Source organism: Acidobacteriota bacterium (assembly GCA_020853395.1).
Lineage (GTDB): Bacteria > Acidobacteriota > Vicinamibacteria > Vicinamibacterales > SCN-69-37 > JADYYY01.
Genome location: JADYYY010000016.1, coordinates 64,294 through 90,705, shown reverse-complemented (window position 1 = coordinate 90,705; position 26,412 = coordinate 64,294). Strand labels below are relative to the sequence as shown.

Here is a 26,412-nt window from a genome sequence, read left to right as displayed (position 1 = left end):
TTCGCCCTCTGCCCTGCCTTCGTCCTCTGCCCTGCCTTCGTCCTTTGCCCTCTTCCCTCTGCCCTGCCTTTTCCCTTTTCCCTTCTTCCCTTCCTTTTCCCTTCCCCCTTTACCTTCGCCCTTTGCCCTCTGCCCTTTGCCCTGACAGGTCTCTTCTCACCTCATCAGTTGTCCTCCATTCACGTCGACCGTCGTGCCCGTGACGAAGCTCGCGGCGTCGGACGCGAGAAACGCGATGACGGTCGCGCACTCCATGGCGGTGCCGATCCGGCCCATCGGGATGTTCGCGACGAACGCGCGCATCGCGTCCGGCGTCGAGAACGTCTCGTGGAAGGGCGTGTCGATCACGCCCGGCGCGACGGCGTTCACGCGAATCCCCTGCGGCGCCAGCTCGCGGGCGAGCGACTTGGTGTGGGCCGATAACGCGGCTTTGGCGGCCGCATACGCGCCGGCGCCCGGCCCGCCGCCGCTCTGGCCGGCGATCGACGCCACGTTGACGATGGCGCCGCGACGCCGCGCGGCCATCGACGGCACGACGGCTTGCGACGCGAACATCGCGCTCTTGAGATTGAGCGCGAGCACCTCGTCGACGCGCTCCTCGGTCAGATCGGCGAGCCGCTGCCGGACGACGAGCGATCCTGCGTTGTTCACGAGGATGTCGATCGGGCCGAGCACGGCCGTCGTCTCGTCCACGAGCGCCCGCACGTCGTCGGTTCGCCGCAGGTCGGCCTTGAACGCCACCGATCGCCCGTGAGCGGCGACGATGCGATCGCGCGTCGCCACCGCGCCGGCGTCGTTGCGGTAGTAGCCAATCGCCACCGCGGCGCCGAGATCCGCCAGCACGAGCGCCGTCGCGGCGCCGATCCCGGACGACGCGCCGGTGACGAGCGCGATGCGCCCATGGAGATCGAGGAAGTTGGTCATGATCGGCGCTTATCGTCTCACGACGGCATCGCACTTCCTCTATACTCTGCGCACGCGAGGTGCTATGGCGACACAGCAGACTGAAGGACCCGACACGAACACGGCCACCGACGCAGGAGCGGCCGCGCAGCCGGCAGAGATGCCGGCACCGCCCGCTCCAGCCGCACGCAAGTCAGCGCCGAAACGCAAGGCCCGGCCGGCCAGGCCGGCGGCGCCGGCGGCGAGACCCGCCGCCCGCCGAGCCAAAGCCAAGCCCGCTGCCAGGAGCAGCAAGGCCGCGCCGCGAAAGGCCGCATCGAGGAAGGCCGCCGCGCCGCGGAAGGCCGCGAAGGCCGCCCGGAAAGCGGCTCCGGCCCGAGGCCGGTCGGCTCGCAAGCCGGTTGGCAAGCGAAAGGCCGGACGGCGCCGGTAGGCAGGTGTCGGTCGCCACACGGGTCACGGTTCGAGGACCCGTGTGGCGTCGTCGGGCGGATCGCCCTCCTTGCGCTGGACCTCGGCGATGGCCGGCGCGCTGAGCGCCCGGCGAAGCTCGTCCAGCTCTTCCTTCCGCACGGGCGCGCCCGACAGCACGCCGTACTGCAGGACGAGGCACGCCAGCAGCACTCGAAGTTGCGTGCGCCTGCGGGACGGCATCAGTCCTTCCTCCACGGGCTCATCAGCGCGGCTCCGCCTGGTTGCGTCGGCCGCTACCGGCGAGGCGCGATCGCGCGCTCGATGCGGCTCACGATCACGCCCGCAATCACGACGACCACCGCGCCGACGACGTTGTGCCAGAGGAAGGCGATGCGGGTGAACGACGCGACCCACGCGACCGCGCTCATGCCGGCAATCAGCCCGACGAACGCGCCGGTTCCGGTCGCCATCGGCACACCGACGGCCAGGATGAACACGCCGAGGATCGAGCCATAGAAGAAGGACCCGAACCGGTTGACGACCTCGATCAGCGAGCCCAGCGCCGCGGCCCAGACCGCCACCGCGCAGGCGAACAGCCCCCAGAGCCCCGTCGCCACCTTCGACACGATGAGATAGTGGCCGTCCGCTTCCGCAGGCCGGAACCAGCGCTTGTAGAAATCGATGACGGTGGCGGTCGCGAGCGAGTTCAGCTCGCCGGCGATCGTATCGGTCGCCGACAGCATGATGACGAGCATCAGCAGGCCGACCACGCCGGCTGGCAGCCGGGTGAGGATGAAGGTCGGGATGATGTAGTTGACGTCCGAGAACTGGCGATCGCCCGCCGTTTCGCGCACGAGCTCCGCCGCTCGGCGGCGCACATCGTCGACGGCGGCGTCCTGGACGCGGAGCCGGTCGGCGCCGAGCGCGGCGGCCATCGGGTCGCCGGCACGGCGCGCCTCGACGTACCGCTCCGCGGCCTGGCGCCTGGCGTCGTACGCGGCGCCGAACTCGAGCTCGAGCGCCGTGAAGGCGGGCGCCGCGGCGCTCTCCATGACCTGCCGGCTGTGCACGGCGCTGAAGATGAGCGGCGGGGCGTTGAACGTGTAGAACACGTAGACCATCACGCCGAGGAGGAGCACCAGCAACTGGAGCGGGATCTTCCAGTAGGCGCTCATCAGCAGCGAGCGCCGCGCCTCGTCGGCCGATCGCGCCGTGAGATAGCGCTGGACCTGGCTCTGGTCCGTCCCGAAGTACGAACAGAAGAGGAACAGCGCCGCGATCGTGCCCGACCAGAACGTGTACGGGTTGGCGAGGTCGAACGAGAAGTCGAACGTGCGCAGGCGGCCGGTCGCGGCTGCCACGCGCAAGCCGTCCGGGATGCTCACCCCGGCCGGAAACCCGAGCACGGCGACGGCGATCACGGCGACGAGGCCGATGACCGTGAGCGACATGACCTTCACGTCGGTCCAGGTGACCGCCTGCACGCCGCCCACCATCGTGTACACGACGGCCGGGATCGTGATGACGAGCGCGGTCGCCGTCAGGTCCCAGCCGAGCACGAGCGAGAGCACGACGGCCGGCGCCGAGACGACCGCGCCGCACGACAGCCCACGCGAGAGCAGGAACAGCAGGCTGGTCAGGCTGCGGGTCTTGCCGTCGAAGCGGCGCTCCAGGTACTCGTACGCGGTGTAGACGCCGGAGTGGTAGAAGAAAGGAACGAGCGTGACCGAGAGCACGATCATCGCGAGCGGCAGCGCGAAGTAGAACTGGATGAACCGGATGCCGTCGGTGTAGCCCTGTCCGGTCGTGCCGATCATCGTGATCGCGCTGAGCTGCGTGGCCATGACCGACAGGCCGGCGGCCCACCAGGGGATCGATCGATTCGCGAGGAAGTACCCGGCGAGCTGGCCGCTGTCCTTGGTCCGGCGCATGCCGTCCCAGACGATCCAGCCCATCACGCCGACGAGGACGATCCAGTCGAGCGCGTGCATGTCAGGCGCGAGCGGTGGGGCGCCCTGGCCCGAGGAACGACCGGCGCCGCCGCATCACGAGAAGTACTGCTGGAAAGCGAACAGGCCGGCGAGCGTCAGGAGCCAGACGGCGAGCACCCTCCAGTAGCTGCGCTGGATGCCGGTCATCGCCGCCATTCTACGAGAACGGCGCGCCCGGCCCAACCGTCAGGCTGGACGCGCCACGCGCCGGGCCGAATGGTACTTGCGGCTCCAGTAGCGGTTCTCGAGGCTGGAAACCGTCACCCCGCGTCGCCCGGACGCCTGGGCGAATTGCCCGCCGCCCAAGTACACGCCGACGTGACGGCTCTTGAAGAACGGGCCCATGCCCTGCGTGCGGAAGAAGATCAAGTCGCCTGCCCGTAGCGTCTTGCGATCGACCTTCGTGCCGAGCTGCTCCTGCTGCTCGGCCGTCCTCGGCAGCTCGACGTCGTACACGGCCTGGTAGAGGACGCGTGAGAACGCCGAGCAGTCGATGCCGGATCGCGACGTGCCGCCGAGCTTGTACGGGGTCCCGCGCCAGGTCTCGGTCACGTCGCGCAGGCGGCGTTCCGGCTCGCTGACGACGTGCGGCGACATCGGCACGACGGCGCCAGTCGCCGCCGATGGCCGGTACGCGCTGCCGGCCTCCGGCACGGCGCCGCGGCCTGCCCGCGCCGCTGCACGCTCTTCGCGCGCTTCCTCGAGCCGCGCGAGCACGTCCGGGTCGATGCGGCGTGCGCCCTTGTAGGCGCGCGACCACTTCGGGTCGGTGAGCTTCACGACCCGCACGGCCGACCCGCGCACCGCGGCGACGATCTCGCCGCCGCCGAGATAGAGCCCGGCATGACGCTGGCTCACGATCTGGCCGATGCCGCCCGCGTCGTAGATGACGATGTCGCCGGGCTCGAGCTTGTCGCGGGCGACGGCTTGCCCCATCTTCTGCCAGTCGTTCGGCTCGCCCTCGAGATCGGTCTCGTAGATCGCACCGTACACCTCGCGGACGAACTCGTCGTTGCCGATGCCCTCGAACGTCTTGCCGCCCGTGCGATAGAGCACGCCCGTCCAGGCCTGCGCGATGTCGCGCAGCAGCCGGGCGCGGTCCGAGCCGTACGTGGCGAGATCGAAGACGGGCGGCGCCACGGCGCCGCTCGGCACCCGCCGCGCGGTCTTGTACTTCGACGACCACGTCGGATCGCTCAGCCTGACGATCGTGACGCCGCTCTCTTTCCGCGCGAGCGCGACGTCGCGCCCGCCCAGGAAGAGGCCGACGCTGTGCGATCGGAACGGGCCGAAACCGCTGCCCTCGAAGAAGACGAGGTCGCCTGGCTGGAGCGCATCGCGCTCGACGAGCTTGCCCGTGCGGACCTGCTCGTCGTAGGTGTCGGGAATGTCCGCGCCGAGCGTGACCTTGACGACCGCGCGGACGAAGCCGGCGTTGCCGATGCCGCGCCGTGTCTGGCCGTTGTCGCGATAGGGGACGCGCTTCCAGGCCTCGACCTCCGTGCGCAGCGCCGCTTCGCGATCCACCGGCGTACCGGGAGGCGTCGTCGAGAGCCCGTCTTCCGGCACGTCGAGCGACGCCGCGCCCGCCGGCTCGGCCGCAGGTGCCGGCGGTGCGGCGTTATTGGGTGCGACGTTGGGCACGACTTTGGGCACGACGGCAGCCGCCGGACTCGATCCAGACGCGACCGCCATCGCCGGCGGCGCGCCGGCAGCGGGCGATGCCGCTGGCGTCACGCCGGCAGCCGCCACGGCCGGCGGACTTCCTGGCGCGGGCGTCGAAGGTGGCGCACACGCCGCGGCGCCCGCGACAAGGAGTGCGGTCGCCTGGAAACGGCGTCGCCGGGGCACGCTGAGCCTCATCGTCGTGGCCGCTGCAGTGTAGCGCCGGCCGGCCTGCCCGCCGACCCCACGAACGGGCCAGAGGGCTCGGGGCGTCAGTTCGACCCGCTGGTCGCGCGCCGCTCGCGCGCGGCCCGATACGCGGCGACATCCCGTGCAGCGCGGGTTTCGACGCCCGGCTTCTGCAGGAAGCCGAGATCGCGGACCCAGTCGACGAGCCGCACGTGCCACGTGCCGAACGGCGTGCCGTCCCGGTCCTTCATGCCGTTGGCGTGGACGCCATTCCCGTAGATGTGCATCTCCAGGTTGGGCACGCGCGCCTTGAGGAACGCCGCGAAGAGCTCGTCGGCCCAGATGGCGTGCTGCGCGTCGCCCGAGCCGGCGCTCGTGATGAAGACGGGCGGCGCGTCGGCGGGGATCGCGGTCCCCGGGTTCCGCGCGAACGGCGTCGGTCCCGGATAGACGAGCACGACGAAGTCCGGCCGCGCGCTGATGCCGGCGAGCGGGTCCGCGGCGCTCGCGTTCGCGGCCTCGAACGCCGGGTAGCTCACGGCCGCGGGCGCTGCCAGCTCGGCGCCTGCCGAGAAGCCCATGATGCCGATCTTCCGCGGATCCACCTGCCATTCCTGGGCACGGGCCCGCACCATGCGGATCGCCTGCTCGGCGTCGTAGACCGCGTCGGTCTGGGCATCGTAGCCATCGCGCCGGAGCCGGTTGCGCAGGATGATCGTGCCGACGCCGTACTGGTAGAAGAACGGCACGAAGTCGCTGCCCTCGGTGCCGACGTTCAACGTGTTGTGTCCGCCTCCGGCGACGAGGATGACGACGGCGCCGGTGCTGGTGCCTCGATCCGCCGGGTGGAACTCGATCGACGGGTTGTGGATGTTGACGATGCTCTGGATGCGGCCGGGGACGTTGGCCGTCATGTTGTAGACCTCGGGTTCGCGAACCCGGTCGGCCTTCAGGAACGGAGAGCCGGGCGGGTACAGCGTCACCACCACGCCACCCGGCAGGATGGCTCGCGGCGCGTACGGCCCGGCCGTCGCCGGACCGGGCTCGGGGATCGACTGCGGCGGCGGCGCCGGGGTCAGCCCGGCGGGCAATTGTGCCGCGCCCGCGGCCGCCGACAGCGTGATCGCGAACGTGACGACGAGTGCAGAAGGCTGCCTGTGTCTGCGCATCGGACCTCTCGATCGGCCCTGGTCTGTGATAGGGTGGCAGGCATTCTACGCCAGACCGAACGGCCGGACGCGCCATGTCAGGAGCGCGCGGCGGCTCGTGCAGGGTGCCCGGATGATGCGTCCCGCAAGCCTCCGACTGAGCGCAGCCATGGTCGCCGTCGTGTCGGCGGCCCTGGCCGTTCGAGCCGGGCAATCCACACCGGGCAACGCCGCCGCATCCGCCGGCGCGCGCCCCGCGCCGGCCGTGAGCCATGCGCCGGCGGGCGAACGTACGGCGCCGGGACGTGCGCCGGCGGCCGCGGCCTCGGTGGGCACGACGGCGAAGACGACGGGGCGCCCGCCCGAGGCCGCGCCGCGGCTGACGGCCGCCGAGTTCGCGCGCGACGTCGAACCGGTCCTCACGTACATCTGCTCGCAGTGCCACAACCGAATCGCGAACGCCCCGATCGAGACGTACCTCTGGCCGGAGTCGATTGACACCCACCGCAACGAGTGGGAAACGATCCTCGCCAAGGTGCGGTCGTACGAGATGCCGCAGCCGGATCCCAACTTCGAGCCGCTCGAGGAACGCGACCGCGCGGCGATGGTCGCGTACCTCGATCGCGCCTTCGAAGAGGCTGACCTTCGGATGCCACCCGATCCGGGGCGCGTGACGGCGCGCCGGCTCAACCGCGTCGAGTACGGCAACACGATCCGCGACCTGCTCGGCATCGACTTCGACGCCGCCGAGGAGTTTCCGCCCGACGACTCGGGGTACGGCTTCGACACGATCGGCGACGTCCTGACGGTGTCGCCGACGCTGATGCAGAAGTACCTCGCGGCCGCCGAGCAGATCGCTTCGCGCCTCGTCGGCGGCGATCCCCTGCCGTCGCCGGCGATCTTCACGCGGCGATCCAAGGTGCGCCGCATCGGCGACAACGCCGTGGAGCTGTCGGACGTGCTCGCCCACGACGCCGAGTACATCGTCAAGGTCGCGATCACCGGGCACCGCGGCGAGGCGGACCCGCCCGTCACGGTGCGGATTTCGGTCGATGGCCGGCCGATCCGGACGGCCCAGGTGCCCGTGCAGATCAGCGCGGTGAACCGGCAGGGCGGCGCCACGCAGCGCGCGGTCGAGGAAGCCCGCGTGTTCCTCACGGGCAACCGCCATGTGTTCCGCGCGGAGTTCGTCGACGACACCACGCTCGAACGGATACCGGTCGCCTCGCGCCGCAACCCGGCCCAGAACATCTATCCGGAGTTCATCGACGTCGCCGGCCCGTACGCCCCGGCGTCGCCCGTCGCGGCCGCGAACCCCGCGCTCGTCTGCCCTCCGGATCAGGGGCGCGGCTGCGCCCGCCGCATCCTCGAGGCGCTCGCCCATCGCGCGTACCGGCGGCCGGTGACCAGGGCCGACGCCGACGAGTTGCTCGCGGTGTACGACCGGGCGCAGGCCGCCGGCTACGGCCCGCGCCAGCGCCTGCAGTTCGCGCTCACGGCCATGCTCGTGTCGCCGTCGTTCCTGTTCCGCATCGAGCGGGATCCCGCGCCCGGACGGATCGCGCCGCTGCGAGACGTCGAGCTGGCCTCGCGGCTGAGCTACTTCCTCTGGAGCTCGATGCCGGACGAGCCGCTGCTGCGTCTCGCCGAGTCGAACCGGCTGCACGAGCCCGCGGTCCTGCGCCGTGAGGTCGCGCGCATGCTGGCCGATCCGAAGTCGCGCGCGCTCGCCGAGCACTTCGGCAGCCAGTGGCTCGAGACGCGAAGCCTCGACGCCATCACGCGCGATGCCGAGCGCTACCCGGAGTGGACGCCGGAGCTGCGCGACGCGATGCGGACGGAGACGACGATGTTCTTCGACGCGATCCTGCGCGGCGACCGGCCGGTGACCGACTTCATCGACGCGAAGTACACGTTCCTCAACGAGCTGCTCGCCCGTCACTACGGCATCGGCGACGTGAAGGGGCCGGAGTTCCGCCGCGTGGAGCTCTCGACCGACCAGCGCGGCGGCGTGTTCACACAGGCCAGCGTGCTGACGGTCTCGGCCTATCCCACGCGGACGTCCGTGGTGCTGCGCGGCAAGTACCTGCTCGAGAACGTGTTCAACACGCCGCCGCCTCCCCCGCCGGCCGACGTGCCCGCGCTCGACGAGGCGGCCGTCGGCACGGCCGGCACGCTGCGCCAGCGCATGGAAGCACATCGGACGCAGGCGATCTGCGCGAGCTGCCATACGCGCATGGACCCGCTCGGCTTCGCGCTGGAGAACTACGACGCCACGGGCAAGTGGCGGACCGGCGACGGCAAGTTCCCGATCGACTCGAGCGGCGCGTTCCCGAACGGCCGCACGTTCTCTGGGCCGGCCGAGCTGAAGGCGCTGCTGCTCGAGAGCGCGCCCGATTTCACGAAAGGGCTGGCCGAGAAGATGCTCACCTACGCGCTCGGCCGCGGCGTGGAGCCGTTCGATCGCCCCGCCATCCGCGCCATCGTCCGGCAGACGACGGCCGCGGAGTTCCGGCTCCAGGCGCTCGTGCTCGCCATAGTCGAAAGCACGCCGTTCCAGCAGCGCCGCGGTCCGGCCCGTCCGGCCGCGGAGGAGGCTCGACGTCCATGATCGCCACGCGCAAGACGCTCTCCCGCCGCACCGTGCTCAAGAGCATGGGCGCGGTCATCAGCCTGCCGTTCCTGGACGCGATGACGCCCGCGTTCGCGCGGACGAACGCGGCGCGCCCGCTGCGGCTCGCGTGGTTCTACCTGCCGAACGGCATCGACATGCGCGGCTGGACGCCCGGCGCGGAGGGCGCGCTCACGGCGCTGCCGGAGATTCTCGCCCCGCTCGAGCCGGTGAAACAGGACGTCCTCGTGCTGTCGAATCTGACGACGCACTGGGGCCGGCCGCTGCAGGCGGGTGCCGGCGACCACGGCCGCGCGCTCGGCTCCTACATGACCGGCGTCGAGGTGTACAAGACCGCCGGCGCCGACCTGAAGCTCGGGATCTCCGCCGATCAGATCGCGGCCAACGCGATCGGCCGCGAGACGCGATTGCCCTCGCTCGAGCTGGGCCTCGAGGAGGCCAGGCTCGCCGGCAACTGCGACAGCGGCTACTCGTGCGCGTACGCGTACAACGTGTCGTGGAAGACGCCGACCCAGCCGCTCCCGCCCATCTCGGATCCGCGCCAACTGTTCGAGCGGCTCTTCGGCACCGACGTCGCCGAACCGCCGGAAGCGCGGGCGCGGCGCCTGTCGATGCGCCGCAGCATCCTCGATGGCATCCTCGACAGCCGCCGCGGCCTGGAACAGACGCTCGGCGGCAGCGACCGCCGCAAGCTCGACGAGTACCTCACCTCGGTGCGCGAGATCGAACGGCAGGTGGCCGTGGCCGAGACCGAGGGGATGGTCATCGATCCGGGAATGGAGAAGCCCTTCGGCGTGCCGGCGGAGTTCCCCGACTACTTCCGGCTGATGACCGACATGCTGATCCTGGCGTTCAAGGCCGACGTCACGCGCATCTCGACGCTGCTCGTCGGCCGCGAAGGATCCGTGCGGGCCTATCCGGAGATCGGCGTCGCGGACGGCCACCATCCGCTCACGCACCACATGGGCAACATGGACATGCTCGAGAAGGTGCGGAAGATCAACGTGCTGCACGCGACGCTCTTCGCCGAGTTCCTGAAGAAGATGAAGGCCACGCCCGACGGCGACGGGTCGCTCCTCGATCACTCGCTCGTCTGCTACGGCAGCGGCCTGTCGGACGGCAACGTCCACACGCACGATCGGCTGCCGACGCTGCTCGCCGGCCGCGGCGGCGGCCTCGTCTCGCCAGGCCGGCACATCGTGTATCAGCGCGAGACGCCGGTGACGAATCTCTTCGCGACGATGATCGAGCACGCCGGCGTCCGCGGCGAGCACGTGGGCGATTCGACCGGCCGGCTGAACGGCTTGTCGCTGAGCTGAGCATGGCCGCGGCATGATCGACGCGAGCCCCCAGCAGGGGCGCGGCCCGGCCGGGCCCCCGCCCATCGGCGTCGTCTACGTCACCGCCATGCAGCGGCCCGACGCGGCGCTGGCCCTCGCGATGCTCTGCGCGATGGCCGACCAGCGCCTGGCGCGCGTCGGATCCGTCTGCGTCTCGGGCGCGGGATTCGAGGCCGCGGTCTTCTGCGACCTCATCGTGCGCCTCTTCGTCCCGAACGAACGCAACGGCAACCAGGCGCTCGCCGTCGGCCTGACCGTGTCGGAGCCGATGCCGGCCGACCCGCCGATGGTCAGGGCGGCGGTCGCTCGCCGGAACGGCGCGGGCGAACCGCTGTACCGGCGCGGCCTGCAGCGGATCGCCGACACGTCACAGGCCGAGGCGGTCATCCGCAACGGCGTCACCTTCAGCGCCGAGTCGGTGGTCGTGCTGAGCGCGCCGGCGACGTCGCTCGCCCGCACGCTCGACTTGCCCGGCACCCGCGAGGAGTACGCCAAGCGCGTGAAGCGCCTCGTCGTGACCGACACGTCCGCCGTGCGTCAGGATCTGCCGGCGCTCCTCCGGATCTTCTCGGACTGGCCGACGCCGATCGCCGTGTGCGGCGCAGACGTCGGCGCGAGCTTGAAGGCAGGCACCGACGTGCTGGACCAGGCGTTCGCCGGGTTCCCGGCGCATCCGGCGGTCGACGCCTATCGCGCGTTCAAGACGCCGCCGTACGAGGTGCCTCTGGACGATCTCGCCGCCGTGCACTATGCGGTGAAGCCGGAATCGGGCCTCCTCGATGCAGGCGCGGCGGGCAACGTCAACCTCGGTCCTGGCGGCGCGTTCGCGCACACCGCCGGAGCCGGCCGGAGCCGCATGTTGTCCGTGGCGGCTGGCAAGGCACCCGAGGCGCGCGCCGCGCTGCTGAAGCTCGCCAGCGCCACGCCGGCGCCGCCGGCGCCCGCACGGGGCAGATGACACGAGCCCGAGCGCGCCGAGGATCCAGATCGACCGGGTTTCGAAAGGAGGCGGAGCGCACGCTCCGACGTGAACACATGCGACACATCCGATTCAGAGGGACACTGCCGTTGCTGACGCTGCTCGTGCTGGCGCCGCATGCCGTGTTCGCCCAGGCGGCGGACCTCGGCGGCTCGATCAGGAACTTCCTGCGGGTCAACACGGAGTTCTGCACGGGCGGCCAGCCGAAGCCGGAGGCGTTCGCGAAGCTGAAAGCCGAAGGCGTCAAGGCCGTGCTGAACCTGCGCACGCCCAGCGAGTACCGCATGGAAGAGGAAATGCAGGCCGTCAAGGACGCCGGCCTGAAGTACTTCAACATCCCGGTCGTGTTCCCGGACGCGCAGCCCGAACAGGTGGACGCGTTCCTCACGCTGACCGACAGCCCGTCGAACCGCCCGATGTTCATCCACTGCACCGCCGCGGTGCGCGTCGGCGCGTTCTGGATGATCCGGCGCGTGCTCCGCGACCACTGGACGGTGGACGCGGCCGCCGAGGAAGCCCACAAGATCGGGCTCAACAACAAGCGGCTCGAGGACTTCGCGCGCAAGTACATCGCCGATCATCAGCCGCCGCTACCGGCCAACTAGCGCGAGGGACCGCGCCGGCGCGGGCGCCACGATACACTTTCGTGATGCCCGCGTCCTTCGATCGTCTGCTCCAGGCGTATGGCGACCTCGTCGTGCGGATCGGCCTCGACCTGCGCGGCGGGCAACGGCTCCTGATCGTCGGGCCACTGGCCAACGGCGGTGCGTCGCTCGAGGCCGCGCCGCTCGTGCGCGCGGTGGCGCGCAGCGCGTACGAGGCGGGCGCCGAGCTCGTGGAGGCCGTCTGGGGCGACGAGGCGCTGCAGCTCGTGCGGTTCGCGCACGCGCGCCGCGACACCTTCGGCGCGTACTCGGGCTGGTTGCCGAAGGCGCTCGTCGAGCACGTGGAGGCCGGGCACGCCGTGCTCTCCATCTACGCGAACGACCCCGACTACCTCAGCGGTCAGCCAGCCGATCTCGTCGGAGCGCTGCAGCTCGCCACGGCGCGCAGCGTGCGGCCGTTCCGCGAGCTGCTCTCCCGCAACGCCGCGCCCTGGTGCGTCGCCGCGGCCGCCGATCCCGGCTGGGCCGCCAAGGTCTTCCCCGATGCGCCCGCGGCCGAGCAGATGCCGCGCCTGTGGGACGCGATCTTCCGGCTCTGCCGGGTGGACTCGGCGGATCCGGTCGCCGCGTGGCAGCAGCACCTCGCGGAGCTGGCGTCGCGGCGTGACGGGTTGAACCGCGCGCGCTATCGCGCGCTCCGCTATCGCGGTCCCGGCACCGATCTCACGCTCGGGCTCCCGGACGGCCACGTCTGGGTGGCCGGCCAGTCCGCCAGCCGGCAAGGCATCCGGTTCACCCCGAACCTGCCGACCGAGGAGGTGTTCTCGGTGGCGGATCGGCTGCGCGTGGATGGCACGGTGCGCGCGACCAAACCGCTCGTCCACGGCGGCACGGTCATCGAGGACTTCACCCTCCGCTTCGAGCACGGCCGCGTCGTCGATCTGCACGCGCGTACGGGTGAAGAGATGCTGCGCCAGCTCGTCGCGACCGACGAGGGCGCCGCCCGGCTCGGCGAGGTCGCGCTCGTGCCTCACAGCTCGCCGGTCGGACAGTCGGGGCTGCTCTTCTACAGCACGCTGTTCGACGAGAACGCCGCGAGCCATCTCGCGCTCGGGTCGGCCTACCGGTTCACGCTCGAGAACGGCGAGTGCATGACGGACGAGGAGTTCGAGCGCGCGGGCGGCAACCGCAGTGCGGCCCACGCCGACTTCATGATCGGATCGGGCGAGCTGGACGTCGACGGCGTACGCGCCGACGGCAGCCTCGAACCGGTCATGCGGGCGGGCGAGTGGACGCCGTGAGGCAGACGTGGTCACACCCGCCGGCGATCGTCGACGAAGCTCGGAAATTCCTGGATGGCGTCGTCAGATCCTCCGCCGTTCCCTCAGCAGGGCGATCACGCGGCCGGCGGACTCCTCGGGCGACAGCTCGTCCGTTTTCAGCACCAGCTCCGCGCGTTCTGGCGTCTCGTACGGCGAGTCGATGCCCGTGAAGTTTCGCAGCTCGCCGCGCCGCGCCTTGGCGTAGAGGCCCTTGGGATCGCGCGACTCGGCGACGGCGAGCGGCGCGTCGACGAAGACCTCGAGGAACTCGCCGTCGGCGAGCAGGCTCCGCGCGAGCCGCCGCTCGGCGCGGAACGGCGAGATGAACGCCGTCAGCACGATCAACCCGGCGTCGACCATCAGCCGCGCGACCTCGCCGATCCTGCGGATGTTCTCCACGCGATCGGCCGGCGTGAACCCGAGATCCTTGCTCAGCCCGTGCCTGACGTTGTCGCCGTCGAGCAGGTACGTGTGCCGGCCCATGGCGTGCAGCCGCGCTTCCACCAGGTTGGCGATGGTGGACTTGCCGGCGCCGGACAGCCCCGTGAACCACAGCACGCACGGCTGCTGCTTCTTGAGGGCGGCCCGTGCCCGTCTGTCCACGTCGGTCGGCTGGGCGTGGATGTTGTGCGCGCGCCGCAGCGCGAAGTGCACGAAGCCCGCGCCGAGCACCGCCGCGCTGGCCGGATCGACGATGGAGAAGCCGCCCGTACCGAGATGCTCGCGCGCCGCGTCGAACGGCATCGGCCGATCGAGGCTGACGTTGCAGACGCCCACGTCGCCCACCGCCAGCGTTCTCGCGGCCGCATGCGCCAGCGTCTCGAGGTCGAACCGGTACTTCAGGTCGGTGACCTGCATCGGCACCGGATCGCCGCCGGCGGCCAGCCCATATCGACGGCCGGCGAAGAGCGGCTCACGGCCCATCCACACGATGGTGGTCTCGAACTGATCGGCAACCTCCGCCGGCGCCGCGGCCGCCGACAATAGATCGCCGCGCCGCACGCCGACCTCGTCGGCCAGGCGCACGACGACGGACGCGCCGGCCTCCGCTTCCTGCAACGACACGGCGCCAATCTCGATGCTGCGAACGGACGACTCACGCCCCGACGGCTGCGCGCGGATGCGGTCGCCGGGGCGAAGCACGCCCGACGTCAGCGTTCCGGCGATGCGGCACCCGCCCGGCTCGACCGCCACGTCCTCCACTGCCAGGCGCAGCGGCGTGGGCCGGCCATCGATGCGGTCACGGTCGAGCGCGTCGAGCGCGCCCGCGACCGACGGGCCGTGCCACCAGCCCATGCGCGCGCCGGCTGCGATCACGTTCTCGGCGTCGAGCGCCGCGACCGGGATGGCGATCGTCTCCGGCAGCCCGACGGCCGACGCGAACGCCACGCCGCTCGACGCAACGTCGCGAAAGCGGGACTCCGCGTAGCCGGCGAGGTCCACCTTGGTGACGACGAGGATCGCGGCCCGAACGCCGGCGAGCGAAGCGACCAGCACCTGGCGCCGCGTCTCGTCGACCATCCCGTGCCGCGCGTCGACGACGATCAGCACGGCGTCCGGCGCGGGTGCCCGTCTCGCCACCTCGTGCGCGAAAGGGCCGCCGGACGCCGAATCGGCGAGCTCGGTGAACGTCGAACCGTCCAGGGCGGGCGGCAACCGATCCCGCAGGCGATCGATCAGCGTGCTCTTCCCGTGCCGGCTGGCACCACACACGGCGATCCGCAGAGCGCGCGCACGGTGGCGATCGCGCGCGGCGCTCGAGGCGGGCACGACGGGTGGCGGGACGTCGGACATGTCGGCGATCTGCCGTCTGGACGTTCCTTGTACTGCATTCGCGCATCGAGAGCCAGCACGACCGCAGCAGCCGCGCGTCGTCGCGGCTGGCCTCGCGAACGGATCGGAGACGCCGCGAGGCTAGAATCTGCGGGATGCCCGACTTCTCCGCGAGCCAATGGGCGCTCGCCACGCTCGCTGCCGTCGGCGTCGGCATCAGCAAGTCGGGGTTCCCCGGCGTGCTGCTCCTCCACGTCATCGTCTTCGCGCTGCTGTTCGGCGCCCGCGCCTCGACGGGCGTCGTGCTCCCGATGCTCATCGTCGGCGACCTCCTGGCGATCGGGCGATTCCACCGGCACGTGCGCTGGGAGTACCTGTGGCGCACGATGCCGCCCGCGCTCGCCGGCATCGGCGCGGGCGTGTTCCTCATCAACTGGCTCAGCGAGGCCAGCTACGCGCCGGTGCTGGGCTGGATCATCCTGGCGCTCACGATCATGCACGTCCTGCGGCTGCAGAGCCCGGCGATCGCCGATCGCATGCCGACCGGACGGGTGTACGCCTGGTCGCTCGGCATCCTCGCCGGCATCACGACGATGCTCGCCAATGCCGGCGGGCCGGTGATGACGCTGTACCTGCTCGCGATGGGCCTCTCGAAGATGGAGTTCACCGGCACGATCGCGTGGTTCTTCTTCGTCATCAACGTGATCAAGGTGCCGCTCAGCGCGGGCCTGGGCCTGATCGACGTCCACACGCTGCTCTTCAACCTCGTGCTCGTGCCGGCGATCGTCGTCGGATCGGTCATCGGGCGGTGGCTGCTGCACCGCGTCTCACAGGGGGTCTTCGACGGGCTGCTGCTGACGTTCGCCGCCATCGCCGCGCTGCGGCTGATCGGCGTGTTCTGACGTCGAAGCGCGCGCGGCCCAGGATCCGCGCTCAGGCGCTCGGCCGGCGCTGCCGCCAGCGATCGACCGCGACCGCCAGGATGATGATGGCGCCGATGACGATCTCCTGGACGTAGTTCGGCACGCCGGTCAGCGTGCAGCCGTCGGCCAGCACGCTCATGAGGAACGCGCCGATGAGCGAGCCGCTGATGCCGCCGGTTCCGCCCGACAGGCTCGTGCCGCCGATGACGACGGCCGCGATGATGTCCAGCTCCTTGCCGATCGCCGTCGTCGGGTCGCCGACGGTCAGGCGGGCGAACTGCATCACGCCCGCGAGGCCGGCGAAGAGGCCCGAGAGCGTGTAGATGGCGACCTTCACGCGCGGCACCTGGATGCCGCAGAGCCTCGCGGTCGCCTCGTTCGATCCGATCGCGTAGGTGTGCACGCCGAACACGGTGCGGCGCAGCACGAAGCCCATCACGAGGGCGAGGCCGAACATGAGCCACGTGCCCCAGGCCATCGACAGCCAGGCAGGCTCCGGCGTCTTGGCCATCACGCCGGCGAGCCAGGCGGCGGGCGCGTCGATCTTCTGCTCCTCGGCGAGATACTTCGCGAGGCCCCGGGCGATGCCCATGCTGCCGAGCGTCACGATGAACGGCACGACGCGCAGGCGCGTGATCAGCACGCCGTTGACGAGGCCGGCGAGCGCGCCCGATGCCACGCCCGCGAGCGAGGCGGCCACGGGCGACCAGTCGTGGCGCAGGGCGAGCGCCGTGACGACCGAGGACAGCGCGATGAGCGATCCGACCGACAGGTCGATGCCGCCGCTCACGATCACGAACGTCATGCCGAGCGCGCCGAGCCCGACGATGACCGTCTGCGCCGCGACCGTCTGGAAGTTGTAGATCGAGAGGAACGTGTCGGGCACGAGCGCTGCGAACAGCGCCGACACGCCGAGGAGCCCGAGAAACGGTCCGACGAGCTGTCCCAGCCGCGCGCGCGATCGCTCAGGCATAGTCCGCCGCGGTCGCCGACTCCAGGAGGGCGGCCTCCGTCCACTCGGCGACCGGCCGGGCCGGGCCGAGCCTGCCGCGGCTCATCACCGCGATCCGGTCGCAGACGCCGAGCAGCTCCGGCAGGTAGCTGCTGACGAAGAGGATCGCCTTGCCCTGCCGGGCGAGCTGGCCCATCAGCCGGTAGATCTCGGCCTTGGTGCCGACGTCGATGCCGCGCGTCGGCTCGTCGAAGAGCAGGATGTCCACGTCGTGGTGCAGCAGCCGCGCCAGCGCGACCTTCTGCTGGTTCCCGCCCGACAGCTCTCCGACGGCCTGCGTCGCGTCGCGGTGCTTCAACGCGAGCGTCGCGGTGGTCTCGGCCGTCGCCCGGCGCTGCGCGGTTCTCGAGATCACGCCGAAGCGCGCGGTGGGCTTCGACAGCGTCAGGTTGTCGGCGATGGACATGTTGAGCGCGAGCCCTTCGCCGGTGCGATCCTCCGAGAGCAGGCCCACGCCCTGCGCGAGGCGATCGGCCGGATCCCTGCCGGCGTCCACGTCGCCGCCGATCGTCACGCGGCCGGCCCGGATCGGATCGAGGCCGAAGAGCGCGCGCAGCAGCTCCGTCCGCCCGGCGCCGACGAGGCCGGCGAGGCCGAGGATCTCGCCGTGGCGGAGCGTCAGGCTCGCGCGATCGGGCAGCCGCGCGCCCGACAGGCCGTCGAGCTCGAGGACGACCTCACCGGGCGTGTGCGGCACGTGCGGAAACGCCGACTCGAGGCTCCGCCCCGCCATCGCCTCGATGACGTGACGGATGAACGCCGCCTCGTCGCCGTCGCCCTTCGGCACCGTGCCGGACTCGACCGTGCGCCCGTCGCGCAGCACGGTGTACCGATCCGCGACCTGCCGGACTTCCTCGAGGAAGTGGCTGATGTAGATGACGCTCACGCCGCGCTCGCGCAGCCGGTCGATCACCTCGAACAGCCGTCGGGTTTCGCGCTTCGACAGCGAGCTCGTCGGCTCGTCCATCACGACGACGCGCGAGTCGCCGGCGAGCGCGCGGGCCACTTCGACGAGCTGGCGCGGGCCGGGCGGCAGCGCCATCACCGGCCGGTCCGGCGTGAGGCCGGGCTCGTCGAGCCATCGGAGCGCGCGCTCCACCGACGCGCGCTGCGCACCCCGGTCGACGACGCCCGCCTTCGACGGCTCGCGGCCGAGCGTGATGTTCTGCTCGACGGTGAGATGCGGCGCGAGCGCGAGGTCCTGGTAGATCATCGCGACGCCCTGGCGCCGCGCGTCGAGCGGGCCCTCGGGCGTGTACGGCTGCCCGCCGAGCTCCATCTCGCCGCTGTCGGGCCGATGGGCGCCCGACAGCACCTTCATCAGCGTGCTCTTGCCCGCGCCGTTCTCGCCGATGAGCGCGTGCACCTCGCCCGACGCGACGTCGAGATCGACGCCCGAGAGCGCACGCACCGGACCGAAGTGTTTCTCGATGCCGCGCATTCGCAGCAGGCTCGGGCCCGTCGCGTCCATTGCGGTCAGTTGAGGTAGGTCGCCAGGTCGGGATGGAGCAGCGTGCGGACGTCCGGCTGCTCCATGTTGTCCTTCGTGACCATCGTGGCCCCGGTGTCGACCCGCGCGGGGATGTCCTGCCCCTTGATCTTCTGCACGAGCAGCTTCACGCCCTGCTCGCCCATCGCGAACGGGTTCTGCACGACGAGGCCGTCGATCTTGCCCGCCTGCAGCCCCTCGATGAGCTTCGGGCTGGCGTCGAACCCGACCAGCCGCACCTTGCCGGTGAGCCGTGCCGCGTCGAGCGCGAGCATCATCGCGAAGGTGGTGGACTCGTTCGGGCAGAAGATGCCGTCGACGTCGCGATAGGTCGAGAGCAGCTTCTCGGCCACGGTGTAGGCGGTCTCGGTGGTGGGCCCGCCGTACTGGTTCGACGACACGACCTGGACGGTCGGGAACTTCTCCGCCATCGTCTTCATGAAGCCGGACTCGCGCGCCATCGTGCTGGCGGAACCTTCCTGGTAGCGCATCATGATGACGCGGCCCTTGCCGCCGAGCACCTCGCCGAGCCGCTCGCCGCCGAGGCTTCCCGCCTTCTCGTTGTCGGTCGCGACGAAGCTGACGTGGCCGTCCCACTGCACGCCGGAATCGAAGACGAGCACGGGGATGTTCCGGCCGCGCGCCTCGGTCAGCGCGGGCACGATCGCGCGATCGTCGAGCGGCGCGACGACGATGCCGTCGACCTTCTGCGCGACGAAGGTCTCGACGACCTTGATCTGCTCGTCGCGGTCGTCCTCGCGCACGGGCCCCTTCCAGATGATCTCGACGCCTGCGTCGCGGCTGCCCTTGACCGCGCCCGCGTGGACCGACTTCCAGAACTCCTGCGTCGTGCCCTTGGGGATGACCGCGATCCGGAGCGTGGTCGATGCGCCAGGACCGCCGGAATTCGCGCCGCCGCCGCACGCGGCGACCAGGCCGGCGGCCAGAAGACACCACGAGACGGTCCGGAATGCTCGCGTCTGCATCCCGGTAAGATAGCCGATCTGCAAAGATCCGAGGAGACCGTGCGCATCGACAGCCATCAGCACTTCTGGCGCTACTCGGCCGCCGCGCATCCGTGGATCACGGATCGCATGGCCGCGATCCAGCGTGATTTCCTTCCCCCCGATCTCGCCCCGCATCTCGGAGCCGCGGGCTTCGACGGATCGGTCCTTGTCCAGGTCCTCCAGAACGTCGAGGAGACTCGCTGGCTGCTGCGCCTCGCCGACGAGCACCCGTCGATCCGCGGCGTGGTCGGCTGGGTCGATCTGTGCTCCGACGAGGCCGTCGTCCAGTTGGACGAGCTCAGCCAGCATCCTCGTCTCGTCGGGGTGCGTCACATCGTGCAAGCCGAGCCGGACGGGTTCATGTTGCGCGACGACTTCCTCCGGGGAATCGCCCACCTCGAGCGCTTCGGCCTGGCCTACGACGTGCTCGTGGTCGAGCGGCAACTGCCCGAAGCCGTGGACTTCGCCGCTCGCTTCCCACGCCAGCGCTTCGTGCTCGATCACATCGCCAAGCCGCGCATCGCAGCCGGCGAGATCCGGGAGTGGCGCCGGCACCTCGGCGCCATGGCGCGCCTGCCGAACGTCGTCTGCAAGCTCTCCGGCATGGTGACGGAGGCCGACTGGTCGTCGTGGACTCGCGAGAACGTGCGGCCCTATCTCGACGCGGCGATCGAGTGCTTCGGACCCGGACGGCTGATGATTGGATCCGACTGGCCGGTCTGCACGCTCGCGGCGACGTACGAGGAGACGATGGCGATCGTGCTCGACACCGTCGCTGCCTGGTCCGAGGACGAGCGCGATGCCGTGCTGGGCGGCACCGCGATCCGTACGTACGGGCTCGCCCGCTGACGACGGGCGAGCTCGCTGTTCCGCGTCGACGTCACCAGAGGCTCAGCGTCGTCCAGCACCCTTCCGGCGCGCGCAGGAGCGGGTCGTTCTCGAAGTCGAAGGCGCGATCGCCCGTGCCGCCCGGGCCGGCGCCGCGCGCCGCGCCGGCGGCCTGTGCGGCCGCTCGAGGCACTTGCGGATCCAGAATCCGCGCGATGTGCCCGCGCACGTCCTCGAGGTGCAGCCGCGTGACGCGATCGCTGGCGGCCGAGAGCGCCGTGCGGATTTGCGCGTCGAGCGCGCGCAGCTCGCCGCGCAAGAGCGCGCTGACCTCGGTCACCGATACCGGCCCGCCGTTGATCCGGTTGTCGAGCGTGTCGAGATACGCGCGCTGCGTCTCGCGGCGGAACGGATCGATCGCGCGCCCGGGCGTCGCCAGCTCGGACCAGATCCCCCGCCGCACGTCGCCGAGCATCTGGAGGGCCGAGTAGGCCTCCGGCCCGTCGATCGCGCCCTGCTCCACCATGCGCTGGATCCGCGGCACCGAGAGCAACTGGTTGAGCACCGAGGTCTGGGCGTTGCGAACCCGCAGCATCGCGCCGGCCGGCTCCATCCGGCGCAGCAGTTCGGGCTTCACGAACATGGACGGCGTCACGAACGCGTTGGCGAGCAGGTACTGCACGGCCTCGACCTGCCGGGCCTTGGGCACCGTGGTGAACCGCACGCCCTGCTGTCCGACGTGCTTCTGCTGGGACGAGACGCCGCCGACGAGCTGGACGACGTGGCCCATCTCGAGCGTCCACTGCCCCACCATCCTGCCGAAGACCTGCGTCAGGTCGTCGTACGGCTCGCCCGCACGCGTGGACGTCGCCGTGAGCAGCATCTCGGACACGCGCTGCAGGTTCTTCATCCCCAGCGTGGTCGCCGCGACCGCGTCGGCGTCGCCGACGGCTTCGGTGTTGTTGCCGGGATCGCCGATGCCGCCCGGCGTCGAGAACCGGTAGTACGGCGTCGCGTCCTGCTGGCGCGCCCACTCGTCGAGCATCGGCCGCTCGTCGTCCGGCGTACTCGCGCCCGGAATGGGCGTGTACCCCCACATCGTCGCCCACTTGTCGTACGGTCCGATCTTCGGAATCAGATCGGCCACGTCGATACCGTCCTCGGGCTGCGCGACGTAGTTGAACCGCGAGTAGTCCATGATCGTCGGCGTGTGGCCGTTCGCCTTCACCCACGCCCGATCGCGCACCTGCTGCAGCGAGTACATCGAGCTCGCCTTCATGTTGTGCTGGAACCCGAGCGTGTGTCCGACCTCGTGCGCGACGACGTGCCGGATGAGCTCGCCCATCAGCTCCTCGGACAGCGGCAGCGTCCTCGCGCGCGAGTCGAGCGCGCCCACCTGCACGAAGTACCAGTCGCGGAGCAGGTTCTGGATGTTGTGGTAGAACTGGATGTCCGCTTCGAGGATCTCGCCCGTCCTCGGATCGTGGATGTGCGGCCCCTGGGCGTTCTCGATCGTCGACGGCAGCCAGCGGATCACCGAGTACCTCGCGTCTTCGGGGCTCCAGTCGGGATCGTCGGCAGGCGCGTCGCGCGCGACGATGGCGCGGCGGAATCCGGCCGCCTCGAATGCTGGCTGCCAGTCCTCGACGCCCCGCTTGACCCACGGAACGAACTTCGCCGGCGTCGCCGGATCCACGTAGTAGACGATGGGCTTCACGGGCTCGGAGAGCGCCGCCGCCGGATCCTGCTTCTCCAGCCGATAGCGCGTGATGAAGGTGCGCTGCTTGGCGCGGTGGTCGTCGCGCCCGAAGTCGTAGTGCGACTGCGAGAAGTACCCGACGCGCTCGTCGAACAGCCGCGGCATCATCGGCGTCTCGGGCAGCTTCACCATGCTGTAGGCGGCGACGACGGTCGCGCTGTTGCCGCGGATGCCGGCACGGCCGGCGCCCCCAGGGCCGCCGGCGTCGACGGGCGCGGTGTAGGTCTGCGTGACGTCGACGTTGACGTTCTCGGGAAACGAGACGACCTTCTCGATGAACGTCCGCGCGCCGTCGAACCCGCGCGCGCCGATCCGCCCGCGCACCGACAGCTCGGGCATCTCCGTCGCGAACATGGCCGTCACGTCGATCACCGGATCGCCCGACGGGTTGAACGCGGCGACGTTGAACGCGCGCGCGATCGCGGGATGGTTCGCGTCCGCCACCGCGCGCGCAATCGGCGCCGCGGTGTCGGCGACGATGCTGTAGTCGATGATCTTCAAGAGGACGCGGTTTCCCGACAGATCCCAGCGCACGACGCGGCTGCCCGCGGCCTGCCCGCCGTAGCCCGCCCCGATCGTCGTCCGCTTGATCTGGCTCACCCAGAGGAAGTCCTTGCCGAGCTGCGCCTTCGGGATCTCGAAGTACAACTGCTCGTTCACGCGGTGCACTTTGAAGATGCCGTCGTCGGTGCGCGCGGCGGCGGTGATGACCTGGCCGTACGGACGCGGCTGGGTGGGCTGTGGCCCACGGCCGCCGGCACGTCCGGCCTGATCGGCGTCACCGGCCTGCGCCGGAGACTCCGCGGGCGGCGCGGGCGCAGGCGGTTCCTGCACGCCGGCCCAGAGCGGATCGTCCGGCGTCACGACCGCCTGAGACACGATCCGGCCGAGATCCTGCGCCGATACGCCGGCGACGAGCGCACAAACGCAGGCCAACCCGAGCCACGCCGACCGTATCGTGCCGCGACGAGGAGCCATCTGAGCCCTCCAACGTTGAACGGGAAGGCACGAGTATAGACGCGTCACCGTCCGTACGTTTGCGCGAGGTAGTCCACGATGGAAGGAATGTCCTCGTCGGGAAACGCCGCGCCGAACGGCGCCTTCATCTTCTTCACCGTCGCGTCCCAGTAGGCACGCGACGACGTGGGGGGCTGGACGAGCACGTACTCGGCGGAGTGGCAGGCGAGGCAATGGCGTTGGACGAGGGCGTAGCCAGGCAGATCGCTCGGCCGATAGACAGCCGTGTCGGGCGGCAGCGTCACGGTCAGTTGCGCCGCGATCAGCGCCGCACCGGTGACGACCACGAGGCCGCTCCACGCCGCCAGATGTCGCCGCGACTTCGTCGTCATGGCTCGTCCTACGCGACCGTCACGCGCGTCGTTTCGATCACGTTGCGCATGTAGCCGGCGGCGTTCCAGCGCGGCGCCGCCGGTTGAGTCTCGCCCTGCTGGCTGGTTGCGCGAGCCTGCAGGTCGACGGGCCCAAGCGCCGCCGGCCTGAACGTCGTCGTCCACTCGCGGAACGAGTAGCGGCCGAGATCCTGTCCCAGCCGCGTCGGCTGCCACGTGCGGCCGCCGTCGGCCGAGAACGCCACCTCGCGGATCCCCGAGCCGCCGTCGAACGCGATCCCGCGAACGGTCGTCTCGCGGCCGGCGGGAATCGTCGCGCCGTCGAGGTGGCTCGTGATGAACGACCGCACGTTGAAGCGGCCGATCGGCACGGTCGCGGCCGGCGGCGCGCCAGGCTCGACGCAGGCACAGGAGTTCGCGGGAATCCGGTACGCGCTGCTCATCCAGAACCCGTCGAACGCGGCGTCGCGCACGTCGATGTGCGTGAGGTGTTTGATCCAGTAGGTGCCGTAGTAGCCCGGCACGACCAGGCGCAGCGGATAGCCGTTCAGCATCGGCAGGTCGGCGCCGTTCATGGCCCAGGCGATGAGGACGCTGCCATCGAGCGCGTGATCGATGTCGAGCGCCTTGACGAAGTCGGGCCCGGTGCCCATCGGCGGCCGATCCAGGCCGTCGAAGGTCACCTGCTTCGCGGCCGCGCTCACGCCGGCGGCGCGCAGCACGGCGCCGAGCGGCACGCCGGTCCAGCGCGCGTTGCCCATCGCGCCGTTCGCGAGCTGGCCGCCGTTGACTCGAGGCCGGAAGAGGCCGCGGCCGTTGCCGGAACACTGGTTCACGGCGACGACGTCCACCGGAGGCGCGAGCGCCGCCAGGGCCTCGAGCGAGAGCTCCAGCGGCGTCGACACGGCGCCGCCGACGCGCAGCCGGTAGGTCCGCTCGTCGATCGACGTCGGAATCGCCGCCCAGTGATAGCGCACGAAGAACGCGTCGTTCGGCGTCAGCACGCCCTCGTCGAAGACACTGAACGGCGTCTCGAGCTGCGGCGGCCGCGTGGTCAGGACGATGAGCGGGCGCTTCTCCGGGAACGCGACGAGCGAGCGCTCGCCGTTCTCGAACGGCAGCGCGATCCGCGACTGCGCCCGCGCGGCGGCGATCGGCATCCCCGCGGTCGAGGCCGCCAGCGTGGCGGCGGCAGCCAGGAACTCGCGGCGCCTCATGCGACCTCTCCCGGCACGCGGTCCATCGACGCGGCGTGCTCACGGACGACGTCGACGATGGCCGCGCCGAACAGCTCGATCTTGCTGACGCCCATGCCGTACACGTGGGCGAGCGCCGCCGTCGACGCCGGGCGCTGGCGCGCGACGTCGCGCAACGTCCGGTCGTGGAAGACGATGTACGGCGGCACGCCGCGCGCCTTCGCCAGCGACTGGCGGAGCGCGCGGAGCCGGTCGAAGAGGTCGCGATCGACGCCCTCCCACGAATCGCCGCCGGCCGTGGTCCGCCGCTCCGGCTGCCCACGCTCGGGCTTCCGCTGCCGCGCGAGCACCAGGTCGGCGAGCGCGTCAGGATCCCTCATCAGGCCGACGCCGTCAGCGGTCAGCTTGAGCACCGGATAGGCATCGTCGGTGACCCTGAGCAGCCCGCGCGCGACGAGCTGATCGACGTAACCGCGAATCTCGTCGGCGGACGCGTCGCGCAGCAGGCCGAACACGCTCAGCCGATCGTGCCCGCGTCCGCTCACGAGCTCGGTGGCGCGGCCGCGCAGCACGTTCGCCACGTGCGCGACGCCGAAGCGCTGATCGACGCGCGCGACGGCGGACAGGATCTTGCGCGCGAGCGGCACCGGCTCGGCGACCGGCTCGAGCTCGCCCAGGCAGACGTCGCACGCGCCGCAGGCGTCTTTCGTGAACGGCTCGCCGAAGTAGCTCACGAGACGCCGGTGCCGGCAGCCGACGCTCGCGGCGTACCGCTCGATGTCGCGAAGCAGCGCGAGCTTGGCCTCGCGGCCGTCGCTCTCCTCGCCGAACATGGCCCGCCATCGGATCGCGTCGGCGGCCGAGTAGATCAGCACGCACTCGGCCTCGAGGCCGTCGCGCCCGGCGCGGCCCGCTTCCTGCTGGTAGTGCTCGAGCGACTGCGGAAGGCCGGCGTGGACGACGAACCGCACGTCGGATCGATCGATGCCCATGCCGAACGCGACCGTGGCGACGACGACGTCGACGTCCTCGTTGAGGAACGCGTCCTGATTCCGGTGACGGACGTCGTCGTCGAGCCCGGCGTGATAGGGCACGGCGCGGACGCCCGTGCCCGACAGCCAGGCGGCGAGCGCGTCCACTTCGCGACGCGACTGGCAATAGACGATGCCCGCTTCGCGCGCGTGGCGCGCGAGGACGTCCTGGATCTGCTTCTTCAGATTCGCGCGCGGCAGCACGCGGTAGACCAGGTTCGGACGATCGAACGATCCGATCATCTCGAGCGGATCGCGCAGGCCGAGCTGGGCGACGATGTCGCGGCGCACACGGGCCGTGGCGGTGGCGGTGAACGCGTGCAGCCCCACGTCCGGCCACCGCTCGCGCAGCCGCGCGAGCTGCCGGTATTCGGGCCGGAAGTCGTGGCCCCACTGGCTGATGCAGTGCGCCTCGTCGATGGCGACGAATGACGGCGCGCGATCGCCCAAGAGCGACAGGAACCCGGCGCTGGCCTCGCCGACGAGCCGTTCCGGCGCGACGTACAGCAGCCGGTAGCGGCCGGCGCGCACGCCGCCGGCCACGGCGCGGCGCGCGTCCGGCGTCAGACCGCTGTGGTACGACGCCGCCGGCACGCCGTTGGCGACGAGCGTGTCGACCTGATCCTTCATCAACGCGATCAGCGGCGAGATCACGAGCGCGACGCCGTCGCCGAGGAGCGCCGGCGCCTGGAAGCAGAGCGACTTGCCGCCGCCAGTGGGCAGCACGACGAGCGAATCGCGGCGCGCCACGATCGCCGCCATGGCCTCACGCTGCAGCGGGCGGAACGAGCCGTAGCCCCAGTAGCGTTCGAGGATGTCAGCGAGCGCGTCCGGCACGCCGGCATTGTACGGCCTTG

Annotated in this window: 20 protein-coding genes; 7 read left to right on the top strand and 13 right to left on the bottom strand. The window is 70.9% G+C overall.

Annotated elements, in window-relative coordinates; translation table 11 throughout:
- Positions 1-156 precede the first annotated feature (156 nt).
- From IT184_15185 to IT184_15165, 5 genes are all read right to left on the bottom strand, one after another.
- Positions 157-924: a glucose 1-dehydrogenase gene (locus IT184_15185; GenBank protein MCC7010149.1), complete on the bottom strand. Its 768-nt coding sequence runs from the start codon at positions 922-924 to the stop codon at positions 157-159.
- Between the two features lie 435 nt (positions 925-1,359).
- Positions 1,360-1,557, bottom strand: a complete 198-nt coding sequence (locus IT184_15180) for a hypothetical protein (protein ID MCC7010148.1) — start codon at positions 1,555-1,557, stop codon at positions 1,360-1,362.
- Between the two features lie 53 nt (positions 1,558-1,610).
- Complete coding sequence (locus IT184_15175) at positions 1,611-3,308, bottom strand: sodium:solute symporter (GenBank protein MCC7010147.1); 1,698 nt, start codon at positions 3,306-3,308, stop codon at positions 1,611-1,613.
- 186 nt (positions 3,309-3,494) lie between these two features.
- Positions 3,495-5,045: a C40 family peptidase gene (locus IT184_15170; protein ID MCC7010146.1), complete on the bottom strand. Its 1,551-nt coding sequence runs from the start codon at positions 5,043-5,045 to the stop codon at positions 3,495-3,497.
- A gap of 200 nt (positions 5,046-5,245) precedes the next feature.
- A complete protein-coding gene (locus IT184_15165; GenBank protein ID MCC7010145.1) occupies positions 5,246-6,331 on the bottom strand; it encodes an alpha/beta hydrolase fold domain-containing protein in 1,086 nt (361 codons plus the stop codon).
- A gap of 148 nt (positions 6,332-6,479) precedes the next feature.
- Here IT184_15165 and IT184_15160 point away from each other — a divergent pair, with 148 nt between their 5' ends.
- From IT184_15160 to IT184_15140, 5 genes are all read left to right on the top strand, one after another.
- On the top strand, positions 6,480-8,921 hold the full coding sequence (locus IT184_15160) for a DUF1592 domain-containing protein (GenBank protein MCC7010144.1): 2,442 nt from the start codon (positions 6,480-6,482) through the stop codon (positions 8,919-8,921).
- Positions 8,918-10,261: a DUF1552 domain-containing protein gene (locus IT184_15155; GenBank protein MCC7010143.1), complete on the top strand. Its 1,344-nt coding sequence runs from the start codon at positions 8,918-8,920 to the stop codon at positions 10,259-10,261. The genes IT184_15160 and IT184_15155 overlap by 4 nt, the downstream gene beginning before the upstream one ends.
- Before the next feature lie 13 nt (positions 10,262-10,274).
- Positions 10,275-11,240 (top strand): hypothetical protein, encoded by a 966-nt coding sequence (locus IT184_15150; protein ID MCC7010142.1) that lies wholly within the window; start codon positions 10,275-10,277, stop codon positions 11,238-11,240.
- A 77-nt stretch (positions 11,241-11,317) separates the two neighbouring features.
- Positions 11,318-11,866: a protein tyrosine phosphatase family protein gene (locus tag IT184_15145; protein MCC7010141.1), complete on the top strand. Its 549-nt coding sequence runs from the start codon at positions 11,318-11,320 to the stop codon at positions 11,864-11,866.
- A 44-nt stretch (positions 11,867-11,910) separates the two neighbouring features.
- Complete coding sequence (locus IT184_15140) at positions 11,911-13,167, top strand: aminopeptidase (GenBank protein ID MCC7010140.1); 1,257 nt, start codon at positions 11,911-11,913, stop codon at positions 13,165-13,167.
- A gap of 63 nt (positions 13,168-13,230) precedes the next feature.
- Here IT184_15140 and cysC read toward each other — a convergent pair whose 3' ends face one another.
- On the bottom strand, positions 13,231-14,982 hold the full coding sequence (cysC, locus tag IT184_15135) for an adenylyl-sulfate kinase (GenBank protein MCC7010139.1): 1,752 nt from the start codon (positions 14,980-14,982) through the stop codon (positions 13,231-13,233).
- Positions 14,983-15,116: 134 nt separating this feature from the next.
- Here cysC and IT184_15130 point away from each other — a divergent pair, with 134 nt between their 5' ends.
- Positions 15,117-15,863 carry a sulfite exporter TauE/SafE family protein gene (locus IT184_15130; protein ID MCC7010138.1) on the top strand — a complete coding sequence of 249 codons (747 nt, stop codon included), beginning with the start codon at positions 15,117-15,119 and terminating at the stop codon, positions 15,861-15,863.
- Between the two features lie 31 nt (positions 15,864-15,894).
- Here IT184_15130 and IT184_15125 read toward each other — a convergent pair whose 3' ends face one another.
- From IT184_15125 to IT184_15115, 3 genes are read right to left on the bottom strand one after another with little or no spacing between them, the layout of a single operon-like run.
- Positions 15,895-16,857 carry an ABC transporter permease gene (locus IT184_15125; GenBank protein MCC7010137.1) on the bottom strand — a complete coding sequence of 321 codons (963 nt, stop codon included), beginning with the start codon at positions 16,855-16,857 and terminating at the stop codon, positions 15,895-15,897.
- Positions 16,850-18,367 carry a sugar ABC transporter ATP-binding protein gene (locus tag IT184_15120; protein ID MCC7010136.1) on the bottom strand — a complete coding sequence of 506 codons (1,518 nt, stop codon included), beginning with the start codon at positions 18,365-18,367 and terminating at the stop codon, positions 16,850-16,852. The genes IT184_15125 and IT184_15120 overlap by 8 nt, the downstream gene beginning before the upstream one ends.
- Before the next feature lie 5 nt (positions 18,368-18,372).
- Positions 18,373-19,371: a substrate-binding domain-containing protein gene (locus tag IT184_15115; GenBank protein MCC7010135.1), complete on the bottom strand. Its 999-nt coding sequence runs from the start codon at positions 19,369-19,371 to the stop codon at positions 18,373-18,375.
- Between the two features lie 39 nt (positions 19,372-19,410).
- Here IT184_15115 and IT184_15110 point away from each other — a divergent pair, with 39 nt between their 5' ends.
- Positions 19,411-20,241 (top strand): amidohydrolase family protein, encoded by an 831-nt coding sequence (locus IT184_15110; GenBank protein ID MCC7010134.1) that lies wholly within the window; start codon positions 19,411-19,413, stop codon positions 20,239-20,241.
- A gap of 31 nt (positions 20,242-20,272) precedes the next feature.
- Here the strand turns inward: IT184_15110 and IT184_15105 are convergent, their stop codons facing one another.
- From IT184_15105 to recQ, 4 genes are read right to left on the bottom strand one after another with little or no spacing between them, the layout of a single operon-like run.
- Complete coding sequence (locus tag IT184_15105) at positions 20,273-22,957, bottom strand: zinc-dependent metalloprotease (protein ID MCC7010133.1); 2,685 nt, start codon at positions 22,955-22,957, stop codon at positions 20,273-20,275.
- 44 nt (positions 22,958-23,001) lie between these two features.
- On the bottom strand, positions 23,002-23,304 hold the full coding sequence (locus IT184_15100) for a cytochrome c (protein MCC7010132.1): 303 nt from the start codon (positions 23,302-23,304) through the stop codon (positions 23,002-23,004).
- A gap of 32 nt (positions 23,305-23,336) precedes the next feature.
- On the bottom strand, positions 23,337-24,545 hold the full coding sequence (locus IT184_15095; GenBank protein MCC7010131.1) for a molybdopterin-dependent oxidoreductase: 1,209 nt from the start codon (positions 24,543-24,545) through the stop codon (positions 23,337-23,339).
- Entirely contained in the window at positions 24,542-26,392 is a 1,851-nt protein-coding gene (gene recQ, locus IT184_15090; protein ID MCC7010130.1) for a DNA helicase RecQ, read from the bottom strand. The genes IT184_15095 and recQ overlap by 4 nt, the downstream gene beginning before the upstream one ends.
- Positions 26,393-26,412: the final 20 nt, after the last annotated feature.